Origin of the sequence: Salinimicrobium terrae DSM 17865, assembly GCF_000424665.1 — a bacterium.
GTDB lineage: Bacteria > Bacteroidota > Bacteroidia > Flavobacteriales > Flavobacteriaceae > Salinimicrobium > Salinimicrobium terrae.
In genome coordinates this window covers 135941-156682 of sequence record NZ_AUKI01000011.1, presented here as the reverse complement: position 1 = coordinate 156682, position 20742 = coordinate 135941, and the positions used below count along the sequence as shown (strand labels likewise).

At 40.2% G+C, this 20742-nt stretch carries 15 protein-coding genes and 1 pseudogene; 10 read left to right on the top strand and 6 right to left on the bottom strand.

The genetic code is table 11. The features are described from left to right. Positions 1-39: 39 nt before the first annotated feature. From H148_RS0103230 to lpdA, 3 genes are all read left to right on the top strand, one after another. On the top strand, positions 40-1305 hold the full coding sequence (locus H148_RS0103230; protein WP_029033513.1) for a C45 family autoproteolytic acyltransferase/hydrolase: 1266 nt from the start codon (positions 40-42) through the stop codon (positions 1303-1305). A gap of 103 nt (positions 1306-1408) precedes the next feature. Next, positions 1409-2767 (top strand): NAD-dependent succinate-semialdehyde dehydrogenase, encoded by a 1359-nt coding sequence (locus H148_RS0103225; RefSeq protein ID WP_029033512.1) that lies wholly within the window; start codon positions 1409-1411, stop codon positions 2765-2767. Positions 2768-3260: 493 nt separating this feature from the next. Beyond that, positions 3261-4667: a dihydrolipoyl dehydrogenase gene (gene lpdA / locus H148_RS0103220; protein WP_029033511.1), complete on the top strand. Its 1407-nt coding sequence runs from the start codon at positions 3261-3263 to the stop codon at positions 4665-4667. Between the two features lie 323 nt (positions 4668-4990). Here the strand turns inward: lpdA and H148_RS0103210 are convergent, their stop codons facing one another. Together H148_RS0103210 and H148_RS0103205 are read right to left on the bottom strand one after the other, a co-directional pair. Next, positions 4991-5275: a hypothetical protein gene (locus tag H148_RS0103210; protein WP_029033510.1), complete on the bottom strand. Its 285-nt coding sequence runs from the start codon at positions 5273-5275 to the stop codon at positions 4991-4993. Positions 5276-5392: 117 nt separating this feature from the next. Further along, positions 5393-6757 (bottom strand): MATE family efflux transporter, encoded by a 1365-nt coding sequence (locus H148_RS0103205; RefSeq protein ID WP_029033509.1) that lies wholly within the window; start codon positions 6755-6757, stop codon positions 5393-5395. A 238-nt stretch (positions 6758-6995) separates the two neighbouring features. Here H148_RS0103205 and H148_RS18575 point away from each other — a divergent pair, with 238 nt between their 5' ends. From H148_RS18575 to H148_RS0103190, 4 genes are all read left to right on the top strand, one after another. Further along, a complete protein-coding gene (locus H148_RS18575) occupies positions 6996-7139 on the top strand; it encodes a hypothetical protein (RefSeq protein ID WP_156877194.1) in 144 nt (47 codons plus the stop codon). Between the two features lie 181 nt (positions 7140-7320). Then, complete coding sequence (locus H148_RS0103200; RefSeq protein WP_029033508.1) at positions 7321-7533, top strand: hypothetical protein; 213 nt, start codon at positions 7321-7323, stop codon at positions 7531-7533. A gap of 74 nt (positions 7534-7607) precedes the next feature. After that, positions 7608-8477 carry an NAD(P)H-binding protein gene (locus H148_RS0103195; protein ID WP_029033507.1) on the top strand — a complete coding sequence of 290 codons (870 nt, stop codon included), beginning with the start codon at positions 7608-7610 and terminating at the stop codon, positions 8475-8477. Continuing rightward, complete coding sequence (locus H148_RS0103190) at positions 8477-9907, top strand: phytoene desaturase family protein (RefSeq protein ID WP_029033506.1); 1431 nt, start codon at positions 8477-8479, stop codon at positions 9905-9907. Before H148_RS0103195 ends, H148_RS0103190 begins: the two co-directional genes overlap by 1 nt. 152 nt (positions 9908-10059) lie before the next feature. Here the strand turns inward: H148_RS0103190 and H148_RS0103185 are convergent, their stop codons facing one another. Next, a complete protein-coding gene (locus H148_RS0103185) occupies positions 10060-12252 on the bottom strand; it encodes a M3 family metallopeptidase (protein ID WP_037324567.1) in 2193 nt (730 codons plus the stop codon). Positions 12253-12378: 126 nt separating this feature from the next. On the opposite strand from H148_RS0103185, the gene H148_RS0103180 reads away from it, so the two are divergent. Then, positions 12379-12942 carry a TlpA family protein disulfide reductase gene (locus H148_RS0103180; RefSeq protein WP_029033504.1) on the top strand — a complete coding sequence of 188 codons (564 nt, stop codon included), beginning with the start codon at positions 12379-12381 and terminating at the stop codon, positions 12940-12942. Here the strand turns inward: H148_RS0103180 and H148_RS17120 are convergent. The 3 genes and pseudogenes from H148_RS17120 to H148_RS0103165 form a co-directional block, all read right to left on the bottom strand. Then, positions 12939-14473, bottom strand: a pseudogene (locus tag H148_RS17120) (GH3 auxin-responsive promoter family protein). The gene H148_RS0103180 and the pseudogene H148_RS17120 overlap by 4 nt on opposite strands. Positions 14474-14582: 109 nt before the next feature. Continuing rightward, complete coding sequence (locus H148_RS0103170; RefSeq protein ID WP_029033503.1) at positions 14583-16955, bottom strand: PAS domain-containing sensor histidine kinase; 2373 nt, start codon at positions 16953-16955, stop codon at positions 14583-14585. Between the two features lie 428 nt (positions 16956-17383). Next, complete coding sequence (locus H148_RS0103165) at positions 17384-18733, bottom strand: DEAD/DEAH box helicase (protein ID WP_029033502.1); 1350 nt, start codon at positions 18731-18733, stop codon at positions 17384-17386. 127 nt (positions 18734-18860) lie between these two features. Here H148_RS0103165 and H148_RS0103160 point away from each other — a divergent pair, with 127 nt between their 5' ends. Both H148_RS0103160 and H148_RS0103155 read left to right on the top strand, forming a co-directional pair. Then, positions 18861-19400, top strand: coding sequence for an NADPH-dependent FMN reductase (locus tag H148_RS0103160; RefSeq protein ID WP_029033501.1), 540 nt, complete (start codon positions 18861-18863; stop codon positions 19398-19400). Beyond that, positions 19400-20710, top strand: a complete 1311-nt coding sequence (locus H148_RS0103155; RefSeq protein ID WP_029033500.1) for an anthranilate synthase component I family protein — start codon at positions 19400-19402, stop codon at positions 20708-20710. Before H148_RS0103160 ends, H148_RS0103155 begins: the two co-directional genes overlap by 1 nt. Positions 20711-20742 lie beyond the last annotated feature (32 nt).

Below are 20742 nucleotides of genomic sequence, written 5' to 3'. Positions count from 1 at the left end.
CTACTTTACTGACTTTAAAAATTGCTATAAAAATATTCTATGAAGTTACATTTTCGTGCGATTTCTGAACCCGGGGAGCCGGGCCTGAAATGGCAGAAGTTATTTAATACTCACTGGCCGGCCTACAAAGCCTGGTATAACTCAAAAGGAAAAACACATTACCCCGATCTAAAAACCTCACAGGCTGCGCTTAAAAAATATATGCCTGAAATGTGGCCGACTTACAAGCGGCTTTGCAAACTTGCAGGAGCAGATGCGGTGGCTGCCAGATTTCTCACCGGATTTCAACCGCCGGCTTATATCAGTGGCTGTTCTCAGGCCGTTATCACCGGAGAGGAAGTTCAATTGGTACGCAATTATGATTATCATCCCGATCTTTCGGAAGGGACACAATTAAGGACGGCCTGGAACGGAAAGAAAGTGATTGCTACAAGTGATTGTCTTATTGGGGTTCTGGACGGAATGAATGAAGACGGGCTTGCTATTTCCCTCACTTTTGGGGGACGAAAGGAGGTCGGAACCGGTTTTGGTATTCCAATGATCCTGAGATATGTGCTGGAATTTTGCAGTAACGTGGAAGAGGCTGTTAAAGCCCTAACACATATACCGTCTCACATGTCTTATAATGTGACAGTAGTTGATAAAACCGGAGCTTTTAAAACTGTGAGATTGGCACCAGATCGTGCACCTGTGGTTACAGATGCTACTTTTGTCACTAATCACCAGGGGAAAGTAGATTGGCCCGAAAATGCTGCTTTCAACAAGACCGTAGAGCGTTCTGCTTTTTTAAAGAGCAAACTATCAGAGAAAGGTATGAACGCAGAGAAACTGGCTAACAGTTTCCTTGAGTCGCCACTGTATAACACTAAATTCTCGGATAGTTTCGGAACTTTGTATACAGCTGTTTATCGTCCTATGGAGGGAGTGGTGCAACTGCGCTGGCCCGGGGATTATGTGCTTCAGAGTTTTGAAGATTTTGAGGAAATGTCCAGGATCATAGATTTCGACCCTGCTTCTGCTAATAAGTCGGTTCAGCAACCTACTCCAAATCCTGTGGCAATGGATGCTTATCAACCTCCCATTCAGAAATTTAAGGAGCGAAAAAGTCCAACGGACTGGCAGGAAAAATTATGTGAGATCATGGTGGACGCTATGGCTGCGGCAAACCCTTCAGCAGATAAAAAACAGCTCAACAAGCTGCGGGAAAATCTTATGGATGACGGACAGGTTTCATGGCAGGCAATGGCAAATTTCTGGTCAAATCCGGGAAAGGGTAGCCGCGACTCCTGGGATAAACGTTCATAGAACTACAAATTATTAAAGGGATTAGTAACAGCAGTGGCTGCTTATTAATCCCTTTTTAATTTTTCAATAATAATATTCAATAATCATTTCACAATACTATTAAATGGAATTCCAGAGCATTAATCCGTACAATGGAGAACAGGTAGGAAGCTACACTGAACATACATCTGAACAATTGGAAAGGATCCTGAATAAATCTGGTGAAGCTTTTAAAACCTGGAGCCGGGAACCCCTTGACTATCGTACAGAACTTATTCAAAAAGCCGGACAGGTTTTAAGGGATAATGTGGAGGAATATGCCAGAATGATTACTATTGAAATGGGAAAGCCAATTAGTGAGTCAAGAGCTGAAGTAAATAAATGTGCATGGGTCTGCGATTACTATGCTGAGAATGCAGAATCTTTTCTCAAGCAGGAAGAAATCGTTACAGATGCCAAACAAAGTTTTGTCAGGAATGATCCAATGGGTGCCGTTTTTGCAATTATGCCCTGGAATTTCCCTTTTTGGCAGGTATTCCGGTTTGCTACTCCAACCTTAACAGCAGGGAATACCGGTTTATTAAAACACGCTCCGAATGTGTTCGGCTGTGCTACAATGATTGAGGAGGTTTTTACAAAAGCAGGATTCCCTGAAGGTGTTTTTCAAAATCTAATCGTTCATCATGACCAGACGGAAAAGATCATAGCACATGAATCTGTAAAGGCTGTGACATTAACCGGAAGTGAAATGGCAGGTTCTGCCGTTGCAACTTTGGCAGGGAAGTATATTAAAAAAAGCTTACTTGAACTCGGTGGCAATAATGCATTTATAGTTTGGGAAGACGCAGATATAGATCAGGCAGTAAAAACAGCTGTTTCAGCGAGGATGCTTAACTGTGGCCAAAGCTGTATCGCCGCGAAACGCTTCATTCTACTGGAAGGGATCTATGATGAATTCGTTTCAAAATTCACAGAGGCTGTGGGTAATTTAAAATCAGGCGACACAATGGATTTGGCTACTCAGGTAGGTCCTCTTGCGAGGAAAGATCTTGCAGATCAGCTCAATCGTCAGATCAAAGAATCTGTTGAACAGGGTGCCACAATTCTTCTTGGAGGAAAGCAGAATGACTGCTATCACGAGCCCACTATCCTGGGTGATGTGAAGCCGGGAATGACCGCTTTTGATGAAGAAACTTTTGGTCCTTTGGCGGCGGTGATAAAAGCAAACAATATTGAAGAGGCTTTTGAGCTGGCAGAGAACTCCAAATATGGGCTGGGAACCACTGTTTTTACAGAAAATACCAAGAAGGCCGTGGAGATGGCATACATGGTGAGCGATGGCGCTTACTTTGTAAATGAACTCGTAAAATCAGATCCACGATTACCCTTCGGAGGAACCAAACGCTCAGGATACGGGCGTGAATTAGCTAAAGAAGGAATGATGGAATTTGTCAATAAAAAGACAGTTTATGTAAAAAGATAAAAAGAGACAGGATCGCTCCGCTTCTAGAACCAAGAGCCAAGACTTCTCAAATTTCTGAAAATGAAAATTAATGGTGTAATTTTTTTAATTCACAAAGACCGTGAAATTTGCAGCTTCGGCAGGAGCGAAAAATTTTTAGGGTGCAATGAAATTTTTTTGGAGCTCCAGCGGAGCGGCATCTGATTCAGTTCATCAATTCCGATCGTTCGGGAGGGAGGAAAAATAGATCCTATTTAGAAAGAGTTCCGAAGGAGCAGGGGGAAGATTCTTTTTTCACAACCCTCACTTCACGATTTAAGAATTTGACTGGCACGAGGGACGGATATCGGGTTACCGGTTTCAGGACCTGAAATTTGTAACCTCGAATATCAAAACGTTTCTTACTTTATTTTCAATACTCAATATCAATTCTTACTACTAGTACTAGCTTTTCAATTATCATTAATAGTCGTACTTTTGTTACTCTTATAAAAATTCAACAAAAAATTTACTTATGAGCAAATATGATGTTGCTGTTATAGGTTCAGGCCCGGGAGGTTATGTAGCTGCAATTCGCTGTGCCCAGTTGGGAATGAAAACCGCACTTATAGAAAAATATTCAAGCCTTGGAGGTACCTGTCTGAACGTGGGATGTATCCCAAGCAAAGCTTTACTGGATTCTTCTCACCATTACGACGATGCAGTAAAGCATTTTGAAGAACACGGGATCGAAATTCCGGGAGAGGTAAAAGTGAATTTGGAAAAAATGATCGAGAGAAAACGATCTGTGGTGAATCAAACTGTAGACGGGATCAAATTCCTCATGAACAAGAATAAGATCGATGTTTTTGAAGGTTTGGGTTCATTTAAGGACGAAACCCATATTGAGGTCAAAAAATCTGAAGGTGAAACTGAAACCATTGAAGCTAAGAATATCATCATTGCCACAGGTTCAAAACCGGCAAATCTTCCGTTCATTAAGTTAGATAAAGAACGAGTTATCACTTCTACCGAAGCTTTGGAATTAAAAGAAATTCCGAAGCACCTTGTAATTATAGGAGGCGGAGTAATTGGTCTTGAGCTAGGGCAGGTTTATATGAGACTTGGAGCAAAGGTCTCGGTTGTTGAATTTATGGACAGCATTATTCCTACCATGGATAAGGCTTTGGCGAAAGAATTGACCAAAAGTCTTAAGAAGCAGGGTATGAAGTTCTACGTTTCTCACCAGGTGAATTCCGTGGAGCGCAATGGGAAAGAAGTTGTCATAAAAGTAAAAGATAAAAAAGATAAAGAAGTGGAGTTTAAAGGAGATTACTGCCTCGTTTCTGTGGGTAGAAAACCTTATACTGAAGGTCTGAATGCAGATGCCGCCGGAGTCAAGATCGATGACCGCGGAAGGATTGAAGTAAACGAGCAACTGCAGACTTCCACCAAGAATATTTACGCAATAGGAGATGTCATTAAGGGGCCAATGTTAGCGCATAAAGCTTCGGAAGAAGGCACTCTTGTAGCTGAAGTAATTGCCGGACAAAAGCCGCACATCAATTACAACCTTATTCCCGGGGTGGTTTATACCTGGCCAGAAGTTGCTGCAGTTGGAAAGACGGAAGAGCAGCTAAAAGAAGAAGGAGTGAAGTATAAAGAAGGAAAATTCCCAATGCGGGCTCTTGGAAGATCGAGAGCCAGTGGAGATACAGACGGATTTGTAAAGATCCTTTCAGATGAAAAAACCGATGAGGTTCTTGGAGTACACATGATAGGAGCAAGAACTGCCGACCTGATTGCTGAAGCTGTCGTTTCAATGGAATTCCGCGCTTCTGCCGAAGATATTTCCAGGATGAGCCACGCTCACCCAACCTATGCTGAAGCTATTAAGGAAGCTGCCCTCGCAGCGACCGATAACCGGCCTATTCATAGTTAGAACAAAAATATATTTTGAAATCACCTCTCAAAAATATCATTTTTGGGAGGTTTTTTTGGGTAATACAGAGGTTTAAAAAACTTTAGAATCTGGTTTTTGTTTCATCTCTTTCACTACATTTATATCAAAATAAATACGTTACAAGATGCCAAAAGAAAAATCCCCTTCAAAGAATTCAGCTAAGAAAGAAGCTGTGCTGAGCCTAAAAGAGAAGCGTGCTGCCAAAGCCGCCAAGAAAAAGAACAGAAGCTAATTTATAGAATACATAAAAAGAGAAAAGGCTGTCACGAGACAGCCTTTCCTATTAGTGGGAATTATTCAGCTTAATCCTCGCCTACAAATTTAAAGAAACGGCTTTTTCCGCCGTCTTTGGTTTCTTCCTGGTAAAGGAACTGCAAATTATTCTCGTCAAAGATCCTGAAAAATTCTTCCCAGGAAATATTTTTTAAGTTGTCCTCTGCATAGCCTGGAAAATTGATGCGAAGTAATCCGCCGCCTTTACTGCTGTTGGAAGTGCTTTCCACTACAGCGGGTTTACCATCCCTGTCCTCGGTCCAGTTTTTAATAGTATTATGATCTTTTGTGGTTTTTGAATCTGATGTTGCCATGTGATCTGATTTTTTAAAATAATTACTACTCTAAAATGCTTTTTTTGAATCGGAAGAAAAAGTCTTTTAACAGCAAAAATTTATTTCTGTTAAGCTATTGTGAACCAGGTAAAGAAGTTAATTTCTTTTACGAAATAACCTTAGTTTCCAGTAGCCTCGCTTGAAGTATATAAAAGCAACTATAGCCGCGATAAGGTTAGAGATAGGAAAAGCCCACCAGATTCCTTCGTAGCTTAAATCTGTCCTGTGTGAAAGCATGAAGGCAACAGGGAACCTTATGATCCATAGGTTTAGAATTGAAATGAGCATGGAAGCTTTGGTGAATCCGGCACCATTAAAAACCCCGTTTAACACCTGTTGTACACCGAGGAGTCCAAAGCTCGGAGCCATGATCTTTATAAAGTAAGCTGCATCCTGGATAACTTCGGGATCATTGGGGATAAAGAACGCAGTGATAGGTACAGCGAAAAAGTACATGAGAATTCCCATTCCGGTGAGCCCGAAAAAGGCAATCTGGCTACTTAGATTGGCGACTTTTTCAGCTCTTTTGATCTTTATGGCTCCAATATTTTGTCCCACCAAAGATGTCGTAGCAATTGCCAGTCCCAGAGCCGGAATTATTATAAAACTTAATATACGGGCACCAATTCCATAGGCTGCAACCACTTCGCTGCCAAAGCCTGTTACCAGGACCACCATAAAAGTCATTCCCAGAGCTCTTGTAGATTGTTCAATACTGGCTGGAATACCCAGATTGACAATCTTTTTTAAGGTGGAAAGATGAGGTTTCATTTGATTAGCGTGGATCCTGATACCACTTTTACCTTTAAACAGGATCCAGAGACCTATAGCTGCCGAAATTGCCTGTGTGATTATACTGGCAACTGCAGCACCTGCCACCCCATACCCTGGTACCGGGCCATAGCCATAAATAAAGAGCGGATCCAGGATAAGATTCAGAAACACCGTACCGAGTACGATATAGACCGGTAACATAACATTCCCGATTCCTCGCATAAGGGATTGAAAAGCAAAGAACATGAAGAGGAATACAAATCCAATAGAAGACACCTGGAAATAACTCACTGAATCATCAAGTATTTCGGGACCGGCACCAATGAGCCTCATAAGTGGTGCAGCCGAATAATTACTTAATATGGAAAGTAAAAGCGAGATGAAAAAAATGAGAGAAATAGTCTGTGAAGAATTAAAATCTACTCCTTTTTGATCCTCGGCACCAAAATATTGGGAAACAAGTACAGTTCCTGCGAGGGTTAATCCCGAACCTAAAGATAATACAAGAAATAAGAGGGGAAAACTTATACTTACTGCCGCGACTGCATTAGCTCCCAGTCTACCTAACCAAAAAGTATCTATTAATTGGTAGGCTGTTTGAAGTATGTTTGCCAGGATAATAGGAAATGCTAAATAGAAGAGAGATGTGAATATCCCTCCTTCGGTATATTTCCTTTTTTGCTTCATGAGCGACAAAAATACGGTAGCCGGTAACCAATTAATGCTAAAACTTTAATAATTCATGTTCCTATTTTAAGGAGACTGTAAAAGCGGAGCCATCCTTTATGAAACTGCACCTGTATTTAAATTTCTCCAAAATATTTTAAACTGAAAATTGCAGAAGAGAATTTTATTTTGTAATTTGATTATAATCAATAAGTTAGGTTTCTGTTCTTAATAGGAATAATTAAAATTCTAGCACATCATGAGCGCTTTAACTAACATTTGGAATAATTACACTGTTGAATTTTCCACTACTCAAAAAGTCATCGTAGCGATTGTACTGGGAATGATCTTTTTGATCGCTCTTCTTGCAATAGTGTTGATCATAATGGAAATTGCACAGTAGAACGAAAATTAAATAGTGAAAAAATGCACCTCTTTTTCAGGGGGTGATTTTCTATTGAATGATCTTTAAAGAAGGATATTCCAGAAAACCTCATAGCACTAAGTATGTAATTCCTTATTTTCTCAAAATTTTATTATCTTTAGGTACAACCTTTTAGCTGTTGCTAAGAAAAATCTCAATTATGGATGTTACCACAATCTACAAATTGATGAAGCCTCATCTTGATTTGTTGAATCCTTCCGAAAAAGCTGCTCTTTCTAAATTGATAACCTCTCCAAAACCCTCGAAGGTGACCTGCACCCACAGAAAAAAACTTTCCATTACTAAAGCAAAAGAACACCTTAAGATTTTTTGTCGACAGGAAATGGAGCGGGAAAAACAAACGGCTATCTAATTTTTTGTTAATCCTTGATTTTCCTCAAACTCTTCAAATTATTTCCTTTAATTTCAGGATGAAAGAAAATAACTATGAAGGAGAAAATTCTATTAGCGGGAGCTTCGGGAGCTTTGGGTCTGGAAGTACTTAAATTGCTTCACGAACAGGGAAAAGATGTAAGGGCACTCGTCCATTCAGCAGATGGAGCCGACAAGGTTTCAGATTATACAGATGATATCTGGAAAGCAGATGCCAGTGAAGGAAATGAGATCATTAAGGATATTACCAAAGACGTATCCATGGTTATTTCCACCCTGGGAAAAAGTGTTAGTCTTTTTACCGATCGTGGTAAATCCTTTATGGAAAATGACTTCTATGCAAATTCCAATATTCTGGATGATGCTAAAAAGAATAAAGTTAAAAGATTCCTTTATGTCTCAATAAAAGGAGCCGAAAAGGCGCTTGAATATGAGGTTGCCAAGTCTCACAAAATGTTCGAAGATGCCCTGGAGGCTTCGGGATTGGATTATACCATTATAAGGCCTGTAGGATTCTTTTCGGGTTTAAATGATCTGGCTATTATGGCCAAAAGAAAAGTTATTCCAATCATTGGGGATGGAGATTCGAGAACGAACAGCATACATCAAAAAGATCTTGCAAAAGTGGTGGTAAGATATTTAAATGAAGGACCTGAAATCTTAGAAGTAGGCGGACCTCTTGTTCATACCCGCCGTGAAATGGCCGATATGGTAGCCGATAGAATTGGAGGAAAAGTAATTCCCGTTCCCGAAAAGGTGGCCGAATGGGGAATGTTCCTGCCCGAGATGGTAGATGACGACATATCGGCAAAGCTGAAATATTTTAAATATGTCACCACAAATGATATGATAGGCGAAAAAAATGGAGATATCACCTTTGAACAATATTTAAGTGGTCTCGATCTCGAAAAAGATTTACCTTAATGTCTAAATACGATGCAATTGTAATAGGATGTGGAAGCAATGGAATAGCCGCAGCCATAAGATTACAGGAAAAAGGATTAAAAACTGCTATTTTTGAACAGGCATCTGTACCTGGTGGTGCCACTAAAACCCAGGAGTTGACTTTACCCGGGTTTAAACATGATGTGGGTTCTGCTATTATGCCGTTAGGACTTGCTTCCCCTTTTTTTAAAGATCTCCCTCTGCAGCAATACGGCCTTGAATGGATATTTCCCGAAATTGCTTATGCACATCCTTTTGAGGATGGAACAGCCTTTGGATGCTACAAGGATATTCATGCCACCGCAGCACAATTGGGCGAAGATGAAGAAGCTTACCTTAATCTTATAAAACCTTTACTGGATAACTGGGATAAGCTGGGCGAAGATCTTTTAGGACCTCTGGGAATTCCCGATCATCCCATGGCTTTTATGAAATTTGGACTAAAGGCCTTGCCTTCCGCAAAGATCATAGTGGACAGATACTTCAAAAATGACAAAACCAAAGCTTTTTTTTATGGTTCGGCAGCTCATTCAACTCTTCCTCTTACCACACTTGCGTCGGCCTCTTTTGGCTTGGTTCTTACCACCAGTGCGCATAAATATAACTGGCCTTTTCCAAAAGGAGGCGCAGGGAACTTTATTAATGCATTAACTGAGCATTATAGGTCTCTTGGAGGTGAAATTTATTGTAATAACTGGGTGGAAGACATAAGAGATTTACCAAACGCCTATGCCTATCTCTTCGATTTAACGCCGCGCCAGTTATTGAAGATAAAAGGACTCAACTTTAGCTCTCTTTATAGAAAACGATTAGAATCCTATGAATACGGAGCAGGAGTATTTAAAATGGATTGGGCATTAAGCGAACCTATTCCTTTTACAAATGAGAAATGTCGTAAAGCAGCGACTATACATTTAGGCTTTACACCACAGGAAATAGAAAATTCAGAAAAAGGGATTCATGACAAGAACATGACTAAGACTCCCTATGTTTTAATTGCCCAGCATACTCCTTTTGATTCATCCCGTGCACCTGAAGGTAAACACACGGCCTGGGCTTACATTCATGTTCCTAACGGCAGTACAGTAGATTATTCGGAGATAATAGAGAACCAGATCGAAAGAGCTGCTCCGGGTTTTAAAGATACTATTCTGGAGAGATCTTCTATGAATACCGTGGACATGCAAATGTTTGATCCCAATCTCATAGGAGGTGATATTAATGGAGGCAAACAGGATATTACACAACTTTTCACGAGACCGGTGGCACGTATTTCACCTTATTCCACCCCAGATCCCCGGGTGTACATATGTTCTTCTTCAACTCCGCCGGGAGGAGGAGTCCATGGGATGTGTGGTTTCCATGCCGCCCAAAAAGCTTTAAAAGATCATTTTAAGGAATTAAAATAAAAGAGAAAAGACTGCCTGAAAAGCTAAGATTTCCGTCAACCTGAACTTGTTTCAGGTTCTATCTTTTAATCAGAATAGTGATTCTGAAAAAAATTCAGAATGACGTTTAAATAGCTTTTCAGACAGCCTCTTTTAATATTGTAAAGGAATGGTTACTGGTTCTCATCTTCTGAGGGAACGGGGAAGCCACGATCTCTCATAAGAGCATCTATGGTTGCATCCCTTCCTCTAAAGAGCCTGTAGGCTTCAGCAGGATCCATTGCACTCCGGGGAGCGAACAGATACTGCACCAGTTTGGCAGCTACATTTTCATCATAAAATCCTCCCGGTGCCTCTTGAAAAGCTTCCGCAGCATCTGATGTTAATACATCTGCCCAAAGGTATCCATAATAACCTGTGGCATAACCCTCGCCCGAGAAAACGTGTCCGAAATGCGGAGTCCTGTGCCTCATCACTATTTCTTTAGGCATGTTAAGAGCAGCCAGAGTTTCCTCTTCAAAAGTATCCATGTCAATATCTTCAGGATCTGTCGTATGTAACTTCATATCCATCAAAGCAGAAGCGAGGAACTCTGTTGTTGCAAATCCCTGATTAAATGTTGATGCTTTTTTGATCTTTTCAACCAATTCCTGTGGTATGGGCTCACCTGTCTCGTGATGAACTAAAAAGTTATTGATAACCTCATCGGTAGAAAGCCATCTCTCGAGTAACTGTGACTGAAATTCAGTGTAATCTCTTACTCCGCTGTTTAGAATAGGATATTTTACTTCTGAAGCAAAGAAATGCAGAGCATGACCAAATTCGTGAAAGAAAGTGGTGGCATCATCCCAGGAAATTAAAGCCGGTTCTCCCGGAGCAGGTTTAACAAAATTGGAATTATTGGAAGCTAGAACTGTTTCTTTTTTACCATCCATTTCGGCATGACTGCGATACTGAGAAGCCCATGCACCAGATCGTTTTCCTTTGCGGGCATAAGGATCAAGATACCATAGCCCTATGTACTCTCCCGTATCCTTGTCTGTCACTTCCCATACATTTACATCTTCATGAAAAACCGGAACTATACCCTGAGGTACCGGAGTGAATTTGTAATTAAAAATCCTGTCGGCTGTATAGAATAATGCATCTGTTAGTTTATCCAGCTGCAGGTATTGCTTAACTTCATTAGATTCAAGATCGTATTTTTGCTGCCTTACTTTCTCGGCATAATAGCGGTAATCCCATGGTGCAATGATAATATCCTTTCCTTCGGCTTCTGCGATGGCCTGCATATCGGCTACCTCTTCTTCTACCCGTGCAAGGGCAGCAGGCCAAACAGCTTCCATTAACTCCATAGCTCTTTCAGGCGTTTTAGCCATCCTGTTTTGCAGTCTCCATTGGGCATAGTTATCATACCCCAGAAGTTCCACCCGCTCATCCCGTAACTTCAGGATCTCTTCTATAAGTTCTTTGTTGTCATACTCATCATCATTGTCGCCACGGGAATAATAATTTTCCCATACTTTCTTTCTCAGTTCTCTTTCATCTGAATAGGTGAGGAAGGGATCCATAGAAGAGCGGGTATTCAGAACGGCATATTTTCCTTCCTCTCCGCGATCGGCCGCTGCTTTAGCCGCTGCTTTCACGTAGGATTCAGGTAATCCGCTCAATTCGTCTTTTTCAAGAAAAACTGCGTAATTCTCTTCTTCTGCTAAAACATTATTGCTAAACTGGGTGTAGAGCCGTGAGAGTTCTTTGTTAATTGCAGCATACCGCTCTTTTTCAGCTTCATTAAGGTCTGCACCCTCCATGGCGAAATCTTCATACATAAGCTGTACTGCCCGTTGTTTTTGTGGAGCGAGAGGATTTTCCAGGGATTGCTCGTAAACAGCTTTTATTCTCTCAAAAAGCTCTTTGTTTTGAGAAATTTTTGAGGAGTATTCTGAAATTTTCGGGGCCAGTTTCTGTTGGATTTCTCTAAATTCAGGTGAAGACATGTTGCTGCTCCAAATACTGTAGTAGGTGAAAACGCGATCAAGTGCCTCGCCCGATTTTTGCATCGCCAGGATAGTATTGTCAAAAGTGGGAGGCGCAGGATTTGCAGAGATCATAAGAACTTCCTGCAGGTGAGAAGCCATTGCCTGCTCCATTGCAGGTTGAAGTTCTTCCAGTTTCATTTCATCAAAGGCAGGCACTCCGCCGTAGGGCCCTGTCCACTCCTGTAAGAGATCGTTTTTCATAGAAGTTTTTTGTACGGTTTCCGCCTGTTCATTTTGGGGCGTAGGGGCAGGGGAGTTACCCGAACCACATGCTGATATGATCATGGTTGTGATTAAACCAATACTTAATTTTTTCGTAGGGATCATTTTCAAATTTCATTTAGATTTTCGGTTCTCAAGATACTAATATTCTAAAAAGGAAGAAGGTTCAAAAATGGCATTTTTGACAGGTGGGTTTTTAAACCTATTTTTGATGAATTATTAAATTGCAGCATGGAATTTCTGAAAAAGAACTGGTCCAACATTCTATTTATAGTCATTATTGTCCTTTTGCTTATTCCACAAACACGAAAACCTATACAGGTAACGATGAACCGCATTATTGCGTTTAGCCCGACCAGAATAGCTGTAGACGATAGAGAGACTTTGGAAAATTATAACTGGAATCTGGTAAACCTGCAGGGGGAACCTGTGAATTTTAAAACAAGTATAGGCGAAGTAGCCGTAATAAACCTCTGGGCTACTTGGTGTCCTCCCTGCATAGCAGAAATGCCTTCTTTTCAGAAGTTATATGATCAATACGGGGACAGGGTAAATTTCTATTTTGTTTCTACCGAAGATGAAGGAAAACTTCAGCAGTTTTTAGATAAAAAAAACTACAGGCTTCCTGTTTACAAGCCATTGAGTATGGCTCCTGAAATATTGCAGTCGCGCAGTTTGCCTACTACATATGTGATCTCAAGAGATGGTAAAATAGCGGTAAATAAAAAAGGTTCTGCTAACTGGAATGATTCAGGTTTTAAAGATCTGCTCGACCAGTTGCTGGCCGAGGATTAATGTTCTGTTTGAAGAGAGTTTTTAATATTGAGTAGTTCTTCTACAAATTCCCGACTGTTGGACAAGCGAGGTATTTTATGTTGTCCTCCTAACTTATCCTTTCGTTTTAACCATTCGTAAAAAGTACCCTCGGGCATTTCCCGTACAACGGGTCTTTCAATTGCAATGTCATTTTTTCGCTTTGCTGCGTAATCGTCATTATACCTTGCCAGCTCTTTATCCAGTGCCTGCGTAAAATTTTCCAGATTTTCCGGAGATCTTACAAATTCAATAAGCCATTCGTGGTAACCTTTTTTGCGACGATCATAAAAATAGGGGGCAGCTGTGAAATCCCTTAGTATGGCTCCTGTTTCCCGGCAGGCTTGAGAAATTGCTTTTTCGGCGTGTTCTGCAAAAAGATCTTCCCCAAAAACATTTATACAGTGTTTCGTGCGGCCACTAATGGTGAAACGGTAAGGTTTTTTGTACTCGTAAATTTAATCGTATCGCCAATCTTGTACCGCCATAGACCCGAATTTGTGCTTATCACCATAGAATAATTCTTACCCATTTCTACCTCATCCAAGGTTATGACTTTTGGATTTTCAGAAAGAAATTCTTTTTCAGGGATGAATTCGTAGAAGATTCCGTAGTTAAGCATGAGGAGGAGAGAAGGATCGTTTTTTTGATCCTGAAGTCCAAAAAAGCCTTCAGTAGCGTTAAATATTTCTAGATACCTAAGGCTTTTGTCCCTGTCCAACTCTTCAAATAACGGCCTGTATGGTGCAAAAGAAACAGAACCATGAAAGAATACTTCAAGATCTGGCCACACATCCTGAATATATGATATTTTTTGTTCCTTAATAATGTACTGAAGTAAAAGCAACATCCACATAGGAGAACCTGCAAGGCTGGTCACCTTTTGATGAGAAGTTATTTCGGCGATCTTCTTAATCTTCTCTTCCCAGTTATTCATCATAGTCACCTCCAGCCCAGGAGTTCTTCCAAACTGAGCCCAGAAGGGCAGGTTTTTCATAACGATAGCTGAGATATTGGCTATGTAATAGCTGTTATTATGAGAATGTTTTGCTTCCTGACTCCCGCCTATGGAAAGATTTTTTCCTGAAAAAAGTTTGGCATCGGGATAATTCCTTATGTAAAGTGCGAGCATATCCCGTCCTCCCTGGTAATGGCATTGTTCCAAACCTTCGGTCGAAACCGGAATGATCTTACTGGTGGCCCCGGTAGTACCCGAGGATTTCGCGAACCACTTAATGGGTGTAGGCCAAAGTACATTCTTCTCTCCCTTAAGGATTAATTCAATATAAGGATAAAGATCTTCATAATTATTTAGAGGGACCTGTTCAATGAACTGCCGGTAATTCTGTATATCTTTAAAATGAAATTTCCTTCCGTAGTAGGTATCCTTAGTATTTTCCAGAAGTTGCTGCAGGACTTTTTGTTGAGTCTCATGAGGATTATTAATGGAATTTTCTAAGTCTTCGATCCGGTTCTTCATCACCAGATTGCCTATGGAATCAATTATCCCCATATATCGCGATCAACTTTTTGTAATAAGTTTTAGGCTGGATCTTCAAAAAAACCCGGTCCTTACAATTGCCGAAGATACACAATAATCGCTTTTTTTTGGCTGCACCTGCTTATTTTCCTTGAATTACGTCTTCATGACAGGGAAAAGTCAGTACAAATGAAGTTCCTTCTTTAGGTACACTCTGTACTTCAACAGTAGCACCATGATCCTCCAAAATATTTTTTACAGAGCTTAGCCCTATTCCCATTCCTCCGGGTTTTCGAGTGTAAAAAGAATCGAAAAGTCTTTCCAGTTGGTCTTTTTCCATACCGCATCCATTATCTGTAATGGCGAGGGTATAGGTGTTTTTCTTTTTATTTATACTAATAGTTAATTCTCCTTCATGAGGTACCATTGCCTCGCTGGCATTAACGATGATATTAAGAATTGCTATTTGAAGTTTTTCTTGATCTGCATTAATGAAATAAGGGCCACGATATTTTTTATGAACATTAACCCCTGTTAGATAGATCCTGTCCTTAGCAAGCCCAAGGGCTTTATTTGTAGTTTTTGCAAGGCAGCACTTTGTCATTTGTGGCTTGGAATAATTTGAAGCTGTTAAAAGATCTGTAACTAAATTATTTAAAGTTGAAGTGCTCCTCTTAATAATACCAGTATAGTTTTTCAGTAACTTCTTTTGAGGTCCGCTATTTAATTTTTCCATAATGTCTGCAGACATGCTGATACTAGCCAGAGGATTTCGTAATTCGTGGGCCAGCGTTCTTGCTATCTCCCCTGTAATGGAAAGTTTTTCTGCATTGATGAGGGCTTGCTGAGTTGCTTTTTGAGATTGTACGCTACGGAGAAGAACTATATATTCAACAACATTCTCCTTCCTGTTTCTTTTAAATACTTTTCCCCTCGCATTATAGCACTCCCATTGTTTCTCACTGGTTTTAAGCCTGAATTCCACTTCAACTACATCATCATCTGAAGCTGTTCCAAGGCTGGTATGGAATGCAAGGGTCTTTTGCCTGTCCTGAGGATGAATCAATGGAAGAATATCCAGTAGGGGCATACCTTCCACATTTTCTGCGGTCATGCCTTCTGCTGCCACAAGATCACGATTGATATACTTCACCTTTTCATTATAGAGGTCGAAGATCAAAATTAAATCAGGGGAAGTATCTATGAGCTGCTTCTTAAATCTGATGTTTTCCCTTAACTTCTTTGCTTTAATTTTATTCCTGGTAATATTTTCTAAAGAACAAATAAGCAGCCCTCTCTGGCGCCTGCTTGTGATCCTGAACCAGTTATTCCTTCCGTCCCGATCAACTTCTATCTCCAAATCTGATGACTCTCCGGTTAACATAGTTTGTTTAAGGGTTTCAAAAACACCTTTTTCGGTTGCTTTTGGATTGTACTGAAGAAAACTGCGCCCTACCATTTGGTTTTGATTGTAGTATCGATTTACTACCTTATTTACCCTTACATAGGTAAAATCTACAACATCATAATTTTCCCCGAACAATGGCTTCATTACAAAGATGCCCTGGTTTACTGTGTCAAAAACCATTTGGAGGAGTTCGTTGTTCTCTTCCAGTTCATAGGTTCGGCTTTTTATCTTTAACTCGAGATCTTCGTTTAATTTTTTAAGCTTTTCTTCTGCCTCCTTACGAGGTGTAATATCTGAAAACAAGCAGGCAACTTTTTTATTGTTTCTGCCTCCAATGGGAAAAGCAAATACATCAAACCAACGGTTGTGGGCGGCGGCATAATCTTCAAAACGTACTGCTTTTCCTGTAGATGCAACCTTGCCCAGAGTTTGGAACCAATGGCTTTCATGCTTTTCATAAAACTCTCTCATGGTTTTACCAAGAAGATCCCTTATTCCTGTATGCTTTTCAAAAGCGGGATTCACCTCCACAAAAAGATAATCTATGGGATTCTTTTGCAGGTCAAAAATCATTTCTACAACTCCGTAACCCTGATCCAGGGAGTTAACCAGTACTCTATAGCGGTTTTGGCTCTCCTGTAGTAATTTTTTTGTTGCGATATCAAGGTCTTTTCTCCCCTGCAGTCTGGAATTTTCTATAGGTTTTGCAAGGGTAAGAACATAATTAGCGCCTCCTTTTTTAAAACCTTCATAAACCCGACTTTCAAACCGGAATTTTTTCCAATTACCTGAAGTTGACTTTACACGCAGGATCACAGTTTTTTCCCCAATGTCCTGGGGATTCCCAAGGCTTCCCCAAAAGTGCAAAAAGATCGGATAATCTTCAGGATGAATAGTTTCCCTAAAAAAATTACCTGTTCCCTCTTTAACTGTAAAGAAATTTCTGAAGTACTGCAAGCATCTATTATTGACTGCTTTTAAAGAGAAATCTTTAGCAGAATTGATAAACAAGATAAAACCCTCATTATCATGCCCACTATAGGTATTGAAAAGGTTGCGAGCCGTGCCTTTAGAAATTTCATCTGGCATAAAAGTAGTTTTTTGCATAGAAAAAAATTTATGAACAGCAAGTAGGGGATTTCTTGTTGATCTGGCATTTAGTTAAAAGGGGGAGAAGTTAAATTTAATATAAATAATGGATTTATAACCATCAGAGTGCCAGAATTTTATGAATAAATTTGAGGATGTATTCTAAACCCGCATACTCATTGAGTTTTAGCGTTATGAAACCAGAGACAAATCTTTTATTTTATAAGCTTAAGCTGCGGGAAATTTTTTACAAAATGAAGATATAAGTCATTGTCTAAGAAAAAATTAACAGATTTTGGATGCTATAACAGATAAAAATTTAAGTATAATTTAGGTGCAGGTAAAAAAAGATCTTGTACAACTTATCGAAAATATTACCCTTTTTATCCCTTGATCAACTCCACAAATAATAAATAATGAGCTCAGGAACTTCGTAGAAGTTCTCATTATTTCTTTTTTTTGCGATTGTAATTCTTGTCTCCCCTGGTTTTCGGTTTTTTGTATTTTTTCTTTACTTCTCTTCGGTAAGATCCCCCAAGATTGACCTTCTGATTTTTTTCCTTTTTTTCATGAAAAGCAGGACCCGGTTTATATTCATCTGAAAATTTTCCAGGATTGTAGATTTCATCAGATTTTGGCTGTTCTTCCGGAATAAGTTCAGAAGAAACGGGAACTGATTCAGGTAAGGATTTTACCTGGATCTTGAGATCCATGAGAGACTCAATTTTTTCAAGGTTTTCTTTTTCAGATGTTGTGGTAAAAAGTAAGGCATGACCTTCTTTTTCGGCTCTTCCGGTTCGGCCAATGCGATGAATATAGTTTTCCGGATAGGCTGGTGTGTCAAAGTTAACCACATGGCTTACCTGTTCAATATCAAGGCCTCTTGCCATAACGTCTGTGGCTACGAGTATGCGGCAAAAGCCATCCCCAAACTGTCTTATGCTCCGCAACCTGTAATTTTGGGTTTTGTTTGAGTGGATCACCGTGCACTCTTCCGGAAATAAAGGATTGAGGTTTTCAAAAAGACGATCGGCTATACGTTTGTTTCCGGCGAAGATGAGGACTTTATGGAAAGACTCCATGTCTTCTAAAAGATGTTTCAGGAGGTTGACTTTCGTGTAGAAGTTAGGTACTTCATAGACCTCCTGTTTGATATTTTCGAGAGGAGCGCCACTCGCCGCTACAGATACAGTCTCCGGATTTTTAAAGTTCTCCTGAATAAGCTTTTCTACGTCTACAGTCATCGTAGCCGAGAACATGATGTTCTGCCGACTCTCGGGGATTAACTCCAGGATGTTGGTAAGCTGAAACCTGAACCCCAGGTCCAGCATTACGTCAACTTCATCTATTACCAGTTTTTGAATAGATTTTAATTGCAGGTCACGATTAATCGCGAGATCATACAGGCGCCCGGGAGTTGCAACTAAAATATCCAGACCCTGTGCTACCAGTTGTTTTTGGGTATTAATGTTGGTGCCGCCGTAAATTCCGAGAATCCGGGTGTTGATGTATTTTGTGAGTTTCTCCAGCTCTTCTACTACCTGCACCACCAGCTCCCGTGTTGGCACCAGGATCAATATTCGGGGATTTTTTTGTTCAGAATACCTTAGGGTCTTCAGAAGGGGAAGGAGGTAAGCAAGTGTTTTTCCGGTACCGGTCTGTGCGATTCCCACCATATCCCTTCCTGAGAGAATTACAGGTAATGATTGTTCCTGGATTGGAGTGGGGTTGTAGATTTTTTGATCTTCAAGTGCATTTAAAAGAGGGGTAGTAAGGTTGAGGTCCTGGAAAGTCACAGAGTAAGATTTTAAGAGAGCAAAGTTAAGGTTAAATTGTGGAAAGCTTTTGGGTTTTGTTTAACTCCAACTTCATCTTCATTTCTTCCACGCCTATTTTGTATTTTTGAACTTCAATTTTTCACCTATGACCAAAATATTGGCTTTTGCCGGCTCCAGCAGCCCCACTTCCATAAACCATCAACTCATACTCAATATAACCGGAAGGATCTCAGACCATACCATCGAGGTGCTTAACCTTCATGAATTTGAATTTCCCATGTACAGCATTGTAAAGGAAAAAGAAGGATTTCCTCAAAATGTGAAGTTCCTCTATGAAAAAATAGTAGAAGCGCCGGCACTTATCATAGCTGTAAATGAATATAATTCCAATGTTTCAGGTTTTTTTAAAAATATTATAGACTGGCTGTCAAGAGTGGAGAAAAAGTTTCTCGATGGTAAGAAGATCCTTTTAATGAGCACATCTCCGGGGCAACGTGGTGGTGCCTCGGCACTGGAATATTGTAAAAACCAGTTTCCCAGGTTTGGAGGTAACGTAGTGGAAAGTTTTAGTCTGCCGTTATTCTATGAAAATTATGATTCTGAAAAAGAAGTAATTGTGAATGAGGTTTTTGACTTGGGAATTATTGATGTGGTGACCTCTTTTTCTCAGCAAATAAATGAATAGTGCGAGTATCGAAAAAGGTCATTTTAGAAGAAGATTTCCCAATTAAAGAGGTCCTGCTTAATTGGGCAAGACAGTTCAATGAAGTAGTTTGGTTTGATAGTAACGGGCACCGGGACCAATATTCTCAATATGACGCCGTACTGGCTGTAGATGCTTTTACTGCCATACAAACAGATGCTTTTGAAGCTTTTAATAAGCTGAAGGAATACCAGGAAACTACCCGGGACTGGATCTTTGGATACCTTTCCTATGACCTCAAAAATGACGTGGAAAACCTGGAAAGTGAAAATTACGACGGCCTCAATTTTCCTGAATTATTTTTTTTTCAGCCAAAGAAGATATTATTCTTAAAGGGAAATGAGCTTGAACTGCGCTACCTGAAAATGGTGGACGATGAAGTGGAAGAAGACCTGGAACATATCCTACAAAAAGGGGATTTTCAGAAAGAATTTTTTTCCAGGGAGGGAAATTCTGTAAAAATGCAGGCTCGCATCTCCAAAGAAGATTATGTGCAAAAAGTGGAAAAAATGCAATTCCACATCCAACGGGGAGATATTTATGAGGCAAATTTTTGCCAGGAATTCTATGCTGAAGGAGTAGAATTTGATCCACTTCAAAAATTTATGGCCTTAAATGCCATTTCAAGGCCTCCATTTGCTACTTTTCTTAAGAACTACGATCAATATCTCCTATCGGCTTCGCCGGAAAGATATCTTCAGAAGAATGGTGATCAATTGATTACACAGCCAATAAAAGGGACAGCTCCCAGGGCCCGTTTTGATCCGGAGAAAGATGAAATGTTGGCACTTCAGCTTGAACAGGATCCTAAAGAAAGATCAGAAAATGTAATGATTGTGGACCTGGTTCGCAATGACCTCTCAAAAACAGCAAAAAAAGGTAGTGTTGAGGTTGTAGAGCTATGTAAGGTTTACAGCTATCCCCAGGTACATCAAATGATCTCTACTGTAAAAGCTATTTTGGATTCAGGGATACCGGCGGTAGAAGTTTTACGCACCACGTTTCCTATGGGAAGTATGACAGGAGCCCCAAAGATCTCTGCTATGGAGATCATAGAAGAATTAGAAGAAACTAAGCGGGGTCTGTATAGCGGGGCAGTGGGATATTTTGATCCATCAGGCGATTTTGATTTCAATGTAGTGATTCGCAGCATTCTGTATAATGCAACTGCTAAATACGTGTCATTTTCTGTTGGAGGGGCTATTACTTCCAGATCTGTGCCCGAAAATGAATACCGCGAATGCCTGGTTAAGGCTGCGGCACTTAAACAGGTGATGGAGGAGCAGGAATAAAGAGAATTCTTCAGAAAAAAGAGCGTTAAAAG

Excerpts from the sequence above, each read along its gene's own strand:
- H148_RS0103230 (WP_029033513.1), top strand. The coding sequence starts at position 40 with ATGAAGTTACATTTTCGTGCGATTTCTGAACCCGGGGAGCCGGGCCTG.
- H148_RS0103225 (WP_029033512.1), top strand. The coding sequence starts at position 1,409 with ATGGAATTCCAGAGCATTAATCCGTACAATGGAGAACAGGTAGGAAGC.
- lpdA (WP_029033511.1), top strand. The coding sequence starts at position 3,261 with ATGAGCAAATATGATGTTGCTGTTATAGGTTCAGGCCCGGGAGGTTAT.
- H148_RS0103210 (WP_029033510.1), bottom strand. The coding sequence starts at position 5,275 with ATGGCAACATCAGATTCAAAAACCACAAAAGATCATAATACTATTAAA.
- H148_RS0103205 (WP_029033509.1), bottom strand. The coding sequence starts at position 6,757 with ATGAAGCAAAAAAGGAAATATACCGAAGGAGGGATATTCACATCTCTC.
- H148_RS18575 (WP_156877194.1), top strand. The coding sequence starts at position 6,996 with ATGAGCGCTTTAACTAACATTTGGAATAATTACACTGTTGAATTTTCC.
- H148_RS0103200 (WP_029033508.1), top strand. The coding sequence starts at position 7,321 with ATGGATGTTACCACAATCTACAAATTGATGAAGCCTCATCTTGATTTG.
- H148_RS0103195 (WP_029033507.1), top strand. The coding sequence starts at position 7,608 with ATGAAGGAGAAAATTCTATTAGCGGGAGCTTCGGGAGCTTTGGGTCTG.
- H148_RS0103190 (WP_029033506.1), top strand. The coding sequence starts at position 8,477 with ATGTCTAAATACGATGCAATTGTAATAGGATGTGGAAGCAATGGAATA.
- H148_RS0103185 (WP_037324567.1), bottom strand. The coding sequence starts at position 12,252 with ATGATCCCTACGAAAAAATTAAGTATTGGTTTAATCACAACCATGATC.
- H148_RS0103180 (WP_029033504.1), top strand. The coding sequence starts at position 12,379 with ATGGAATTTCTGAAAAAGAACTGGTCCAACATTCTATTTATAGTCATT.
- H148_RS0103170 (WP_029033503.1), bottom strand. The coding sequence starts at position 16,955 with ATGCAAAAAACTACTTTTATGCCAGATGAAATTTCTAAAGGCACGGCT.
- H148_RS0103160 (WP_029033501.1), top strand. The coding sequence starts at position 18,861 with ATGACCAAAATATTGGCTTTTGCCGGCTCCAGCAGCCCCACTTCCATA.